Genomic DNA, 13,525 nt, shown 5'->3' with positions numbered 1-13,525 from the left:
ACGGCCACTGGCAAAGGCAGGCTCAGCCGGGGGCCTGGGGTTTGCCATGACAGACGGTTTTCCGGTTTGCCTGCCCTCGCGCGTCATAAGGGTACCGGCGGGATTTTCCTCATACCGCGAGGGATCGACGCGCAAGCCACCCAAACCACAAGGCACCGGCCCCTATGTCCAAAAAGTCACGCTCGAAACTCTGGTTCCTGGTTCACAGCTGGCTGGCCCTGCCCATCTGGTTCTTCGTGCTGATCGTCTGCTTCACCGGCACCCTGGCAGTGGTCAGCCAGGAGCTGGTGTGGCTGGCCAAACCGGAGATACGCGCGGCGAAGCCGAGCGATGATGCGCCACTGCTGACCTACGACCAGGTGCTCAAGGCCCTGCGTGAAGCGCGCCCCGAGCTGGATGTGCAATACATCATGCGCCCGGACGAGTCGCACTTTGCGCTGCAGGTGCAGGTGGTGCAGCCGGACAACACCACCCAGAACCTCTACGTGAACCCCTATACAGGCAAGATCCAGGGCATCAGCCCCTCCTTCGACTTTCGCCAGTTCACCCGCGCCTTGCATGGCTGGTGGCTGGTACCTTTCGGCAACGGCTACCCGTGGGGGTGGTACCTGGTCTCGCTGCTGGGCTTGCCGATGCTTGCCTCGCTGGTCACCGGCCTGGTCGTCTACAAGCGCTTCTGGAAAGGCTTTCTGAAACCTACCCTGCGCTTTCGCCAAGGTGCCCGCATCTTCTGGGGTGACTTCCATCGCCTGAGCGGTATCTGGTCGATCTGGTTCATTGCCGTGATCGCGATCACCGGCACCTGGTTCCTGATCCAGGCGTTGCTGGCCGACAACCACATCTCGATCTCAAGCCGCGACGTACCCGCGGTGGTGGCCCGCGATGACGTACCGCTGCTGCAGGCTGGCGAAGCGCCCCGGCTGGTCAGCCTGGAGCATGCCATCGAAACGGTAAAGGCGCAGATCCCCGGCTTCGAGGCATCCTTCGTGCGCCTGCCAGGCAATGCCTATGACACCTTCAACATCCGTGGCCGCGGCTGGTACCCGCTGATGTTCCAGAGCGCCAGCATCAACCCGTACACAGGCGTGGTCGCCACCTCGCACACCCTGGATGATCGCACCTCACTGGAGTTCGTCACCGAATCCATGCGCCCGTTGCACACTGGCGACTTCGGCGGGCTGTGGGTCAAGATGATCTGGTTCGTTTTTGGCCTGGTGCTGACCTTGATGGTGCTCAGCGGCCTGTTGATCTGGAGCAAGCGCACCGCACAGGCCACTGCAGCCGCACTGAAACGCAAACCCCGCAGCGCACCGACGGCTACCGCCGCGCAAGACGCCCACCTGCCGGAGACCGCCCGATGAGCCGAGCCACCACCGCCGACGCACCTTCGGCCTCACGCCGCCTGTGGCTGAAATGGCGCTTTCACCTGAACATCCTGCTGATACTCGTCCCTTTGGGGTTCATGCCCAGGTATTTTGCCGACCAGGCATTGTTCAAAGGAGAAGCCGGGCTGGGTGAGCGTGAGGCGGGTGTGGTCGCAGTAGGCCCATGGAGCCTGCGTCTGGCCGAATTCCGTGCTGCGGCGCCCCGCCAGGAAGGCCCAGCCGGGTATTTCAAGAGTTTCAGTGCGGCGCTGTGCAACCACTGTATCGGCGAAGTGAAGGCCACTTACCTGCGGGTGGGCAAGCCACGCAGCCTGCGCGCGGCCGGGAGCATTTTCTTCGGTTCACCGTACAGCATGGGCGCTTCCGTCCCGGTTCCAGCCAAGACCCGGCCCAACGCTGAACTGTGGATCACCATGGAGGGCTGGGATGGCAGCGTGCACCAGGCTTCGATTCCCCTGAGCCAGGCCTCGCCAGCGACAGTCGCCTGGCTGCAGACGCAGGCTGGCAGCCGCTAGACAACCGGGTGGCGCCCCCTGATCGGCTCAAGCGTTGCCAGCGGCGCTTTCCTTTCCCGCGTCCGTGGGGGCACTTTCAGTGGGCGTGAAGACCATCACATCCAGTACATCGGAATGGAACTCACGGCGGTACAGGATCAATACCACGCCCACACTCACCACCATGAACAGCCAGGGGCTGATGAACCAGGTCAGCATGGCCATGCCGAAATAGTACGAGCGCAGGCCGAAGTTGAACTGGTTGGCAGCCAGTGAAAGCACGCGCGCCGCGCGGGAGGCGAACGCCTTTCGCTCCAGCTCGTTGACCAGCCGCTCGCCGATCATCGGCGCCGACCCCACCAGCACAGCGGCAAAATTGTATTGGCGCATGCACCAGCTGAACGTGAAGAAGGCATAGACAAATACCATGGCCAGGCACAGCAGCTTGATCTCCGACATGCCCTGAGATGTCTGCTGAACCAGCGGCAGGTCGGCCAGCAACGACAGAGCCCGGTCGGAGGCACCGAGCACGGTGAGGATGCCAGCCAGAATGATCAGGGTGCTGGAGGCAAAGAACGAGGCGTTGCGCTCCAGATTACCGATCACGCTGGCATCGGCGATGCGGTTGTCGCGCAGCAGCATGCGGCGCATCCAGTCTTCGCGGTACAGGTGCAGCACACTGGCCAGGCAAGCGGTGTCGCGCCCCTTCCAGATCGCATAGCGGGTATAGCCACCCCAGCACAGGGCGAACCAGGCGATGGCCAGCAGGTTGTTGAGGTTGCTTTGGATGAAGTTCATGCAGGGTTACCGAAAGGGCCATGTGCCTAAAGGATAGGGACCGGATTTCGACGCTGGCAAGCGGCAAAAGGCACACCTGCACACTGGAAAATGCCTGGCCTGCTGCGAAGAGACTGTAACAGGCAACCAACGAAAAGCCCCGCATCCTTACGGATACGGGGCTCTCTTGTTTTCACCCTTGGCGCGCACCCTTCGGCTTGTGGCCGGTGCCGCCCTCAGGCTTCGACTTGTGCGGTCAGGCCAACGCCTCGCGCGGCTTGCCGAGCATGCGGTCGCAGGCCACGGCACCCGCCAGGGTCACCACCGAAGGCACCAGCCAGGCCATGCCGGCATCACTCAATGGCAGGTGCGCCATGAAGTCCGGCAACACGTGGGCAAGGCTGCTGCCCTTGATCGCATCGACCATGCCGAACAGCAGCGATACCAGCATCACGGGCGCCAGGATGCGCGTTGGCGAGTTCCACAGGTCTTTCACGAAACTCAGGCCGACCACCACGATGCACGGTGGATAGATGGCGGTGAGCACCGGGATCGAGAACATGATCAGCTTGGTCAGGCCAAGGTTGGAAATCAGCAGCGAGAAGCCGGCGAGGATCACCACCAGTGCGCGGTACGACAGCGGCAGAATCTGGCTGAAGTACTCGGCGCAGGCACAGGTCAGGCCAACCGCGGTCACCAGGCAGGCCAGCGCGATCAGCACGGCCAGGAAGCCGCTGCCCAGCGAGCCGAAGGTGTGCTGTACGTAGGCATGCAGCACCGCGGCACCGTTGGTGGCGTCAGCCGCGATATCGTGGCTGGTGGCACCCAGGCGGAACAGGCTGATGTATACCAGCGCCAGGCCGACACCGGCGATCAGGCCAGCGATGATGGCGTAACGGGTGATCAGCTTCGGCGACTCCACCCCGCGCGAGCGGATGGCGTTGACGATGACGATACCGAACACCAGGGCACCCAGGGTATCCATGGTCAGGTAGCCGTCGGAGAAGCCCTTGGAGAATGCTGCAGCGGCATAGGCCGGCTGTGCGTCACCAATGGTTCCGGCTGGCAGGGCGAAGGCAGCGATGCCCAGCACCGCCAGGGCGATGATCTTCAACGGTGCCAGGAAGCGGCCTACGGTATCGAGCAGCTTGCCCGGGTACATGGACACCGCCAGTACCACGGCGAAGTACACTAGGCTGTAGATGAACAGCGCCAGCGGGCTCTCACCGGTCAGCGGCGCAACACCCACTTCGAACGACACGGTCGCGGTACGCGGGGTGGCGAACAGCGGGCCTACCGACAGGTAGCACACGGCCGCCAGCAAGCCGCCGAAGAACTTGCCAATCGGGCTGCTCAGGGCGTCCATGCCGCCACCGACCTTGGCCAGCGCGACCACGGTGATGACCGGCAGGCCGACGGCAGTCACCAGGAAGCCCAGTGCAGCCATCCATACATGCGGGCCAGACTGCAAACCGACAATAGGCGGGAAGATGATGTTGCCTGCACCCACAAAAAGCGCAAACGTCATAAAGCCAAGCGCCAGGATATCCTGGCCTTTGAGAACTTTCATTTAAGGTAGTACCACACTGCTGAAATCGGGATTCGAGAGGGGATTTCCCTTTGGATGAGGGGAAATGCTGCCCGGCTTGATAGGCCAGACCCGTTTAGCGTGTCGTTCCCTTTTGGGGTACGGGCACAGAGTGAACGCGTAATGTAACTGTTTTGTCAGTCAAACGCACTGGCACAGTGCTGCTTGTCCGATGTGCGTACATGTTTGTCGTCTGTGCGACCGAGGACAGGAGGAATTATCCTCGGATTGAAACATTCGTCTGCGTGAAAATTCCTATTAAACCTATCGAAGAATCCCTATCGCCAGCACCGGCCCCTTCGCGGGTGAACCCGCTCCCACAGGTACTGCATAGCCCCCCAGGGATTGTCATCTCTCTGAGGGGGCGTGCTTACCCACGAAGAGGGCGGCATAGGCATACAGAAACCCCACATACGACAAAGGCCACCCGAAGGTGGCCTTTGTGCGCGTGGGGGGTGTAGCAGTATTACTTCTTGGCTTCCCAGCCAGTCAGCTCGGCCAGGGCCTTGCCGATGTCAGCCAGGGAACGCACGGTTTTCACACCCGCGTCCTGCAGAGCGGCGAACTTCTCGTCCGCAGTGCCCTTGCCGCCGGAGATGATGGCGCCAGCGTGGCCCATGCGCTTGCCCGCAGGTGCAGTAACACCGGCGATGTAGGAAACGACAGGCTTGGTGACGTTGGCCTTGATGTAGGCCGCAGCTTCTTCTTCAGCCGAACCGCCGATCTCACCGATCATGACGATCGCTTCAGTCTTCGGGTCTTCCTGGAACAGCTTCAGGATGTCGATGAAGTTGGAGCCCGGGATCGGGTCACCGCCGATGCCGACACAGGTCGACTGGCCGAAGCCGGCGTCGGTGGTCTGCTTCACAGCTTCGTAGGTCAGGGTGCCGGAACGCGAAACGATACCGACCTTGCCTGGCAAGTGGATGTGACCTGGCATGATGCCGATCTTGCACTCGCCCGGGGTGATGACACCTGGGCAGTTAGGGCCGATCAGGGTAACGCCCAGCTCGTCGCACTTGACCTTGGCATCCAGCATGTCCAGGGTAGGAATGCCTTCGGTGATGCAGACGATCAGCTTGATGCCGCCAAAGGCAGCTTCCAGGATCGAGTCCTTGCAGAACGGAGCCGGTACGTAGATGACCGAAGCGTCAGCGCCGGTAGCTTCCACGGCTTCCTTGACGGTGTTGAACACCGGCAGGCCCAGGTGGGTGGTGCCACCCTTGCCTGGGGTTACGCCGCCGACCATCTTGGTGCCGTAGGCAATGGCCTGTTCGGAGTGGAAAGTACCCTGCGAGCCAGTGAAGCCTTGGCAGATGACTTTGGTGTCTTTATTGATCAGGACGCTCATTACTTGCCCTCCGCAGCTTTGACAACTTGTTGAGCAGCGTCGGTCAGGCTGGTTGCCGCAATGATGTTCAAACCGCTTTCTGCCAGTACTTTAGCGCCCAGTTCGGCGTTGTTGCCTTCGAGGCGAACGACAACCGGAACTTTGACGCCGACTTCTTTCACTGCACCAATGATGCCTTCGGCAATCATGTCGCAGCGAACGATGCCGCCGAAGATGTTGACCAGAACGGCCGCGACATTGCTGTCGGACAGAATGATCTTGAACGCTTCGGTTACGCGCTCTTTGGTAGCACCACCGCCAACGTCAAGGAAGTTGGCCGGCTTGCCGCCGTGCAGGTTGACGATGTCCATGGTACCCATGGCCAGGCCGGCACCGTTCACCATGCAGCCGATGTTGCCTTCAAGGGCAACGTAGTTCAGTTCGAACTTGGCAGCGTGGGCTTCACGGGCATCGTCCTGCGACGGGTCGTGGAAGGTTTTCAGCTTCGGCTGACGGTACATGGCGTTGGCGTCGATGTTGATCTTGGCATCGAGGCAGTGCAGGTCGCCATCGGCCTTGATCACCAGCGGGTTCACTTCCAGCAGCGCCAGGTCGTGATCCTTGAACAGCTTGGCCAGGCCAACGAAGATCTTGGCAAACTGTTGAACTTGCTTGCCTTCCAGGCCCAGCTGGAATGCCAGCTCGCGACCCTGGAACGGCTGAGCGCCGACCAGTGGGTCGATGGTGGCCTTGAGGATTTTCTCAGGCGTTTCGTGAGCGACTTTCTCGATGTCCACGCCACCTTCGGTGGAAGCCATGAACACGATACGGCGGCTCGAACGATCGACTACAGCGCCCAGGTACAGCTCTTTGGCGATGTCAGTGCAGGATTCGACCAGAATCTTGGAGACGGGTTGACCGTTGGCATCGGTCTGGTAGGTAACCAGATTCTTGCCCAACCACTGTGCAGCAAACGCCTTGGCGTCTTCCTTGCTGCGAACCAGCTTTACGCCGCCCGCTTTACCGCGACCACCCGCGTGAACCTGGGCTTTTACAACCCACTCGTTCCCGCCGATCTTGTCGCAGGCTTCTGCAGCTTGCTCAGGGGTATCGACTGCGAAACCCTTGGAAACTGGCAGGCCGTATTCAGCGAACAGCTGCTTACCCTGATACTCGTGAAGATTCATGCTTTTTACCGTCTTCGTTAGGTACTGCGCTTCGGCGCTGCGCCATCAGTGGCGCCGCACCACCTGTGACCGTTGACCCCGGGTTATCCCATGTGATCCGGTCCGGCGGACTTTCCGCGGTGAGTCATGCACGCAAGACTCACGACGGGCAGCCCGCCGTGGTTTCTTATAATTAACGCTTCTTACGGTTGGCCACGTGAATGGCGCCGCCATTCACCGCCAGCGCTGCTTCATGCAACGCTTCGGACAGGGTTGGATGGCTGAAGACCATCATGCCCAGATCCTCGGCACTGGTGCCGAATTCCATTGCGATTGCGCCCTGCTGCACCAGTTCGGCAGCCGATGGGCCAATCACGTGAACACCCAGAACGCGGTCGGTCTTGGCATCGGCGATGACCTTGACGAAACCACCGGTGTCGTTGGCAGCCATCGCACGGCCGCTGGCCGCGAACGGGAAGGTGCCCACGTTAACCTCAACGCCCTCGGCCTTCAAGGCCTGTTCGGTCTTGCCGACCCACGCGATTTCCGGGTGGGTGTAGATGACCGAAGGGATCAGGTCGTAGTTCATCTGGGCCTTGTGGCCCTTGATGCGCTCGACGACCATGATGCCCTCTTCCGAAGCCTTGTGGGCCAGCATCATGCCGCGTACCACGTCACCGATGGCGTACACGCCCGGAACGCTGGTGGCGCAGTAATCGTCGACGAAGATGTAACCACGCTCGTCGATGGTCACGCCGCTGTCGGAAGCCAGCAGATCGGTGGTCACCGGGCGACGGCCGACTGCGACAATCAGCTTGTCGAAGGTGATCTTCTGCTCGCCTTCGGCGTTGGTGTAGGTCACTTCGACTTCATTGCCGTTGACTTTCGAGCCGGTGACGCGAGCGCCCAGCTTGATGTCCAGGCCTTGCTTGGTCAGGGTCTTCTGGGCTTCTTTCGACACGGCGGTGTCGGCAGCCATCAGGAAGGTGTCCAGGGCTTCCAGCACGGTGACTTCAGCACCCAGGCGAGCCCATACCGAGCCCAGCTCCAGGCCGATCACGCCTGCACCGATAACGCCGAGGCGCTTCGGTACGGCCTGGAATTCCAGGGCGCCGGTGGAGTCGACGATGACGTTCTGATCGACCGGAGCCGGTGGAATGTCGATCGGGCGCGAGCCGGAAGCCAGGATCACGTTCTCGGCTTCGATGATTTCGGTGGTGCCGTCAGCCTTGGTGACTTCGACCTTCTTGCCGGCCAGCAGCTTGCCGTGGCCCTGGATCGAAGTGACGCCGTTGGCCTTGAACAGGGTGGCAACGCCACCGGTCAGGTTCTTGACGATGCCAGCCTTGCGGCCAACCATCGCGGCGACGTCCATCTTCACTTCGCCAGTGGAGATACCGTGGACGTTGAAGCTTTCTTTGGCTTCCTTGTACTTCCAGGAGCTGTCCAGCAGCGCCTTGGAAGGGATGCAACCTACGTTCAGGCAGGTGCCGCCCAGGGCCAGTTTGCCCTCGGCGTCGGTGTATTTCTCGATACAGGCAGTCTTCAGACCAAGTTGGGCAGCCTTGATGGCAGCCACATAGCCGCCAGGACCTGCACCAATCACCACTACGTCGAATTTCTGGGTCATAAAAGATTCCTTTTTAGCTTCAAGCGGCAAGCTGCAAGCCGCAAGACCAGCAGGCTTCAGCTTGAAGCTTGCGGCTTGCAGCTTACAGCTGCGCGATTAGATGTCCAGCAGCAGGCGGGACGGATCTTCCAGCAGGTTCTTGATAGTGACCAGGAAGGTTACCGCTTCCTTGCCGTCGATCAGGCGGTGATCGTACGACAGCGCCAGGTACATCATCGGGCGAATCACGACCTGGCCATTGATGGCCATCGGGCGCTGGATGATGTTGTGCATGCCGAGAATGGCGGCCTGCGGCGGGTTGACGATCGGGGTCGACATCATCGAACCGAAGGTGCCACCGTTGGTGATGGTGAAAGTGCCACCGGTCATCTCTTCGATGGCCAGTTTGCCGTCACGGGCCTTCTTGCCGAAGGTAGCGATACCGTTCTCGATTTCAGCCAGGCTCATCGACTCGGCGTTACGCAGCACCGGTACCACCAGGCCACGGTCGCTGGACACGGCAACACCGACGTCGGCGAAGCCGTGGTAGACGATGTCGTTGCCGTCGATCGAGGCGTTCACGGCCGGGAAGCGCTTCAGCGCTTCGGTAGCAGCCTTGACGAAGAACGACATGAAGCCCAGGCGCACGCCATTGTGGGTCTTCTCGAACAGGTCCTTGTACTTCGAACGCAGGGCCATGACTTCGGTCATGTCCACTTCGTTGAAGGTGGTCAGCATCGCCATGTTGGACTGGGCTTCGACCAGACGCTCGGCGATCTTGGCACGCAGGCGGGTCATCGGCACGCGCTTCTCGGTACGGTCGCCAGCAGCGACGACAACCGGGGCAGCGGCAGCAGCGGCAGGCTTGGCAGCCGGTGCAGCGGCAGGTGCCGACTTCTTGTTGGCAACAGCAGCAACCACGTCTTCCTTGGTGACGCGACCGCCTTTGCCGGTACCTGCCACGGTAGCCAGGTCGATGCCGTTTTCTTCAGCCAGCTTGCGCGCGGCCGGGGCAGCAATCGGGTCATCTTCACCGGCGTCAGCGGCAGCAGCGGCCGGAGCAGCAGCAGGAGCGGCTGCCGCGGCTGGTGCTGCGGCAGCACCGCCTTCAACGATCGAACCCAGCAGTTCGTCGGACAGGACGGTGTCGCCCTCGCCCTTGACGATATCGCCCAGCACGCCATCGGCAGTAGCCAGTACTTCCAGGACAACCTTGTCAGTCTCGATGTCGACGATCAGCTCGTCACGCTTGACGGCTTCGCCCGGCTTCTTGTGCCAGGTGGCAACGGTGCCGTCGGCAACCGATTCCGGGAAGGTTGGGGCTTTGATCTCGATAGCCATTATCTGTGTTTCCTTAAATTCGGTTTCAGGTGCGCGAAGGCGTTAGACAGTGAAGGCGTCTTGCAGCAGTTTTTCCTGCTGTTCGACGTGCTTCGAAGCGTAACCACAGGCTGGCGCGGCGGAAGCGTCGCGACCGGCGTATTCCAGGGTCAATGCCTTGTTGTGGCGGCCCAGGATACGGCGCATGTGGTGCTGGCTGCTGTACCAGGCGCCCTGGTTCATCGGCTCTTCCTGACACCAGACCGCATGCTTGAGGTTGGTGTAAGGGGCGAGGATTTCGACCAGATCGTCCTCAGGGAACGGATACAGCTGCTCGATACGCAGGATGGCGATGTCTTCGCGGCCTTCGGCACGGCGCTTTTCCAGCAGGTCGTAGTAGACCTTGCCGCTGCACAGCACCAGACGCTCGACCTTGGCCGGATCGATTGCGTCGATTTCCGGGATCACGGTCTGGAACGAGCCTTCTGCCAGGTCTTCCAGGGTCGAGATGGCCAGCTTGTGGCGCAGCAGCGACTTCGGCGTCAGGACGACCAGCGGCTTGCGCAGCGGGCGGATGACCTGGCGACGCAGCAGGTGGTAAATCTGTGCCGGCGTCGTCGGTACGCAGACCTGGATGTTGTGCTCGGCGCACAGCTGCAGGTAACGCTCCAGACGCGCGGACGAGTGCTCCGGCCCCTGCCCTTCATAGCCGTGTGGCAGCAGCATGGTCAGACCGCACAGGCGACCCCACTTGTGCTCACCACTGGTGATGAACTGGTCGATCACCACTTGCGCACCGTTGGCGAAGTCGCCGAACTGGGCTTCCCAGATCACCAGCGCGTTCGGCATGGTGGTGGAGTAGCCGTATTCGAAGGCCAGTACCGCCTCCTCGGACAGGAACGAATCGTACAGATCGAAACGTGGCTGACCAGGGAACAGGTTCTGCAACGGGATGTAGGTGCTGGCGTCCTTCTGGTTGTGCAGCACCGCGTGACGGTGCGAGAAGGTGCCACGGCCGATGTCCTGGCCGGTCATACGGATCGGGTGACCTTCGAACTGCAGGGTGGCGTAAGCCATGGTCTCTGCATAACCCCAGTTGATCGGCAAGCCACCGGCCTGCATCTTCTGACGGTCTTCGTAGATCTTCGACACCTGACGCTGCACCACGAAACCTTCCGGCAGCTCGAGCAGCTTGGCCGATAGGTCCTGCAGGGTCTTGAGGTCGAAACGGGTGTCGTGACGCGCGGTCCAGGCATGGCCCAGGTACGGACGCCAGTCGACGAACAGCTCGCGGTTCGGCTCCTTGACCAGGCTCTTCACCACGTGCAGGCCATTGTCCAGCGCGTTGCGGTACTCATCGATCTTGGCCTGAGCGCGCTCGGCGTCGATGCGACCGGCCTGGATCAGCTGCTCGGCATACAGCTCACGGGTAGTGCGCTGCTTGCTGATTTGCTGGTACATCAGCGGCTGGGTGCCGTTAGGCTCGTCAGCCTCGTTGTGGCCACGGCGACGGTAGCAGACCAGGTCGATGACCACGTCACGCTTGAACTGCATGCGGTAGTCGATGGCAAGCTGGGTGACGAACAGCACGGCTTCCGGGTCATCGCCGTTCACGTGCAGGATCGGTGCCTGGATCATCTTGGCAACGTCGGTCGCGTACTCGGTGGAGCGCGCATCCAGCGGGTTGCTGATGGTGAAACCAACCTGGTTGTTGATCACGATGTGCACGGTACCGCCAGTCTTGAAACCGCGGGTCTGCGACATCTGGAAGGTTTCCATGACCACGCCCTGGCCGGCGAATGCAGCGTCGCCGTGGATCGAGATCGGCAGCACCTTGTCGCCAACGGTGTCGTTGCGGCGGTCCTGACGGGCGCGCACCGAACCTTCGACCACCGGCGATACGATTTCCAGGTGGGACGGGTTGAACGCCATGGCCAGGTGCACTTCGCCACCCGGGGTCATCACGTTCGAGGAGAAGCCCTGGTGATACTTCACGTCACCGGAGCCCAGCTCGTTCATCTTCTTGCCTTCGAACTCGTCGAACAGCTCGCGCGGGTTCTTGCCGAAGGTGTTCACCAGCACGTTCAGGCGGCCACGGTGGGCCATGCCGATCACGACCTCCTTGGCGCCGTAAGAGCCGGAACGCTGGATCATTTCATCCAGCATCGGAATCAGGCTCTCGCCGCCTTCAAGGCCGAAACGCTTGGTGCCCGGGTATTTGGTGCCCAGGTACTTTTCCAGGCCCTCACCGGCGGTCACGCGCTCGAGCAAGTGGGCCTGCACGTCAGCGGAAAACTCCGGACGGCCGCGCACGCTTTCCAGGCGCTGCTGGAACCAGCTGCGCTGCTCGGAATCGACGATGTGGGTGAATTCGGCGCCAATGGTGCGACAATATGTCTTCTGGAGTGCATCGAAGATGTCGCGTAGGCTCGCCTCCTCTTTGCCGATGAACAGGTCGCCGGCACGGAAGGTCGTATCAAGATCGGCATTGGTCAAGCCGTAGTGATTGATCGACAGGTCTACGGGCGCAGGGCGCTGCCACAACCCCAACGGGTCGAGCTTGGCAGCCTGATGGCCGCGCATACGATAGGCCTGGATCAGTCGCAGAACTTCAACCTGCTTCTTCTCGTGTTCACTGCTCACGCTCCCGGCGGAAACCGGTTGGGCGCGGCGCTGGTTCTTTGCCAGCAGTACGAAATGGTCGCGGATTGTCGAGTGCGATACATCAGTAGCGGTGCTGCCGTCGGCTGGCAACTTCTGGAAGTAAGTGCGCCACTCTTCTGGCACAGCGTTAGGGTCGTGCAGGTAGAGCTCGTAGAGCTCTTCCACATATGCAGCGTTACCACCTGAAAGGTGGGCGCTATCCCACATGCGCTGCATCACGCTTTCTTGCATGCTTGGTCACCCTCGATTAGGGGACTGATCGGCGAGAGCCACAGCAAACCTGGAAAAGTCCGAAAACAGCGACTGAACCACGCCACCTGGATCCTGCTGATTTTCCGGGTACCAGCCCGGAAAGCCCCTGCTGGTCTCATATCTTCATAGGTAATGAACGCGGGCTTTGTGGGCCCTTGTTCGGGTTTTACCTCAGTGCGGGCTCACCACCCGCACCTCGGCTTACTGCAGGTACAACGCTTTGTATCAGGTGCCGCTTTGCAGCAGCATGTTACGTACGTGACCGATTGCCTTGGTCGGGTTCAGACCTTTCGGGCAAACGTTTACGCAGTTCATGATCCCGCGGCAGCGGAATACGCTGAACGGGTCATCCAGGGACGCCAGGCGCTCCTGAGTCTTGGTATCGCGGCTGTCGGCAAGGAAGCGGTAAGCTTGCAGCAGTGCTGCCGGGCCCAGGAACTTGTCCGGGTTCCACCAGAACGACGGGCAGGAAGTCGAGCAGCAAGCGCACAGGATGCACTCGTACAGGCCGTCCAGCTTGTCACGGTCTTCCGGCGACTGCAGGCGCTCGATGGCCGGTGCCGGGGTGTCGTTCTGCAGGAACGGCTTCACCTTCTCGTACTGCTTGTAGAAGATGCTCATATCGACCACCAGGTCACGAATGACCGGCAGGCCTGGCAGCGGACGCAGAACCAGCTTGCCGCCCTTCACAACCGCCGACAGCGGGGTGATGCAGGCCAGGCCGTTCTTGCCGTTCATGTTCATGCCATCGGAACCGCAAACGCCTTCACGGCAGGAGCGACGGTACGAGAAACCCTCGTCCTTTTCCTTGATCAGTGCCAATACATCCAGCACCATCAGGTCCTTGCCGCCGGTATCGACGTCGAACGACTCCATTTTTGGCGCCGAGTCGGTGTCCGGGTTGTAACGATAAACTTCGACTTTCAACATAGCAGCCACC

General features: G+C 61.0%; 10 protein-coding genes. 2 read left to right on the top strand and 8 right to left on the bottom strand.

The window, feature by feature from the left end; all coding sequences use genetic code 11:
* Positions 1 to 164 precede the first annotated feature (164 nt).
* Both QCL51_RS08245 and QCL51_RS08240 read left to right on the top strand, forming a co-directional pair.
* Entirely contained in the window at positions 165 to 1,361 is a 1,197-nt protein-coding gene (locus QCL51_RS08245) for a PepSY domain-containing protein (protein WP_021784854.1), read from the top strand.
* Positions 1,358 to 1,900 (top strand): thiamine pyrophosphate-binding protein, encoded by a 543-nt coding sequence (locus QCL51_RS08240; protein ID WP_103462273.1) that lies wholly within the window; start codon positions 1,358 to 1,360, stop codon positions 1,898 to 1,900. Before QCL51_RS08245 ends, QCL51_RS08240 begins: the two co-directional genes overlap by 4 nt.
* Positions 1,901 to 1,927: 27 nt before the next feature.
* Here the strand turns inward: QCL51_RS08240 and QCL51_RS08235 are convergent, their stop codons facing one another.
* The 8 genes from QCL51_RS08235 to QCL51_RS08200 all read right to left on the bottom strand — a co-directional run bounded on the left by QCL51_RS08235 (position 1,928) and on the right by QCL51_RS08200 (position 13,515).
* Complete coding sequence (locus QCL51_RS08235) at positions 1,928 to 2,677, bottom strand: DUF599 family protein (protein ID WP_021784852.1); 750 nt, start codon at positions 2,675 to 2,677, stop codon at positions 1,928 to 1,930.
* Positions 2,678 to 2,912: 235 nt separating this feature from the next.
* Positions 2,913 to 4,226 carry a branched-chain amino acid transport system II carrier protein gene (brnQ, locus tag QCL51_RS08230; RefSeq protein WP_021784851.1) on the bottom strand — a complete coding sequence of 438 codons (1,314 nt, stop codon included), beginning with the start codon at positions 4,224 to 4,226 and terminating at the stop codon, positions 2,913 to 2,915.
* Between the two features lie 484 nt (positions 4,227 to 4,710).
* Entirely contained in the window at positions 4,711 to 5,595 is an 885-nt protein-coding gene (sucD, locus tag QCL51_RS08225) for a succinate--CoA ligase subunit alpha (RefSeq protein ID WP_016393102.1), read from the bottom strand.
* Complete coding sequence (sucC, locus tag QCL51_RS08220) at positions 5,595 to 6,761, bottom strand: ADP-forming succinate--CoA ligase subunit beta (RefSeq protein WP_003254205.1); 1,167 nt, start codon at positions 6,759 to 6,761, stop codon at positions 5,595 to 5,597. Before sucC ends, sucD begins: the two co-directional genes overlap by 1 nt.
* A gap of 172 nt (positions 6,762 to 6,933) precedes the next feature.
* Positions 6,934 to 8,370 (bottom strand): dihydrolipoyl dehydrogenase, encoded by a 1,437-nt coding sequence (gene lpdA, locus QCL51_RS08215; RefSeq protein WP_021784850.1) that lies wholly within the window; start codon positions 8,368 to 8,370, stop codon positions 6,934 to 6,936.
* A 96-nt stretch (positions 8,371 to 8,466) separates the two neighbouring features.
* Positions 8,467 to 9,690 (bottom strand): 2-oxoglutarate dehydrogenase complex dihydrolipoyllysine-residue succinyltransferase, encoded by a 1,224-nt coding sequence (gene odhB / locus QCL51_RS08210; RefSeq protein ID WP_021784849.1) that lies wholly within the window; start codon positions 9,688 to 9,690, stop codon positions 8,467 to 8,469.
* Positions 9,691 to 9,732: 42 nt separating this feature from the next.
* Positions 9,733 to 12,564: a 2-oxoglutarate dehydrogenase E1 component gene (locus QCL51_RS08205; RefSeq protein ID WP_021784848.1), complete on the bottom strand. Its 2,832-nt coding sequence runs from the start codon at positions 12,562 to 12,564 to the stop codon at positions 9,733 to 9,735.
* 246 nt (positions 12,565 to 12,810) lie between these two features.
* The gene (locus QCL51_RS08200) at positions 12,811 to 13,515 is read right to left on the bottom strand and encodes a succinate dehydrogenase iron-sulfur subunit (RefSeq protein ID WP_003254212.1); all 705 of its coding nucleotides are present in this window, start codon (positions 13,513 to 13,515) and stop codon (positions 12,811 to 12,813) included.
* Between the last annotated feature and the right edge of the window lie 10 nt (positions 13,516 to 13,525).

The organism is Pseudomonas sp. LTR0 (assembly GCF_036630035.1).
Classification (GTDB): Bacteria; Pseudomonadota; Gammaproteobacteria; order Pseudomonadales; family Pseudomonadaceae; genus Aquipseudomonas; species Aquipseudomonas putida_Y.
This window is presented reverse-complemented; position numbering and strand designations above follow the sequence as displayed.

What these genes read in the sequence shown, in the direction of transcription:
- QCL51_RS08240 (WP_103462273.1), top strand. Translation starts at nt 1,358, where the DNA reads ATGAGCCGAGCCACCACCGCCGACGCACCTTCGGCCTCACGCCGCCTG.
- QCL51_RS08200 (WP_003254212.1), bottom strand. Translation starts at nt 13,515, where the DNA reads ATGTTGAAAGTCGAAGTTTATCGTTACAACCCGGACACCGACTCGGCG.
- QCL51_RS08235 (WP_021784852.1), bottom strand. Translation starts at nt 2,677, where the DNA reads ATGAACTTCATCCAAAGCAACCTCAACAACCTGCTGGCCATCGCCTGG.
- QCL51_RS08205 (WP_021784848.1), bottom strand. Translation starts at nt 12,564, where the DNA reads ATGCAAGAAAGCGTGATGCAGCGCATGTGGGATAGCGCCCACCTTTCA.
- QCL51_RS08245 (WP_021784854.1), top strand. Translation starts at nt 165, where the DNA reads ATGTCCAAAAAGTCACGCTCGAAACTCTGGTTCCTGGTTCACAGCTGG.
- odhB (WP_021784849.1), bottom strand. Translation starts at nt 9,690, where the DNA reads ATGGCTATCGAGATCAAAGCCCCAACCTTCCCGGAATCGGTTGCCGAC.
- brnQ (WP_021784851.1), bottom strand. Translation starts at nt 4,226, where the DNA reads ATGAAAGTTCTCAAAGGCCAGGATATCCTGGCGCTTGGCTTTATGACG.
- lpdA (WP_021784850.1), bottom strand. Translation starts at nt 8,370, where the DNA reads ATGACCCAGAAATTCGACGTAGTGGTGATTGGTGCAGGTCCTGGCGGC.
- sucD (WP_016393102.1), bottom strand. Translation starts at nt 5,595, where the DNA reads ATGAGCGTCCTGATCAATAAAGACACCAAAGTCATCTGCCAAGGCTTC.
- sucC (WP_003254205.1), bottom strand. Translation starts at nt 6,761, where the DNA reads ATGAATCTTCACGAGTATCAGGGTAAGCAGCTGTTCGCTGAATACGGC.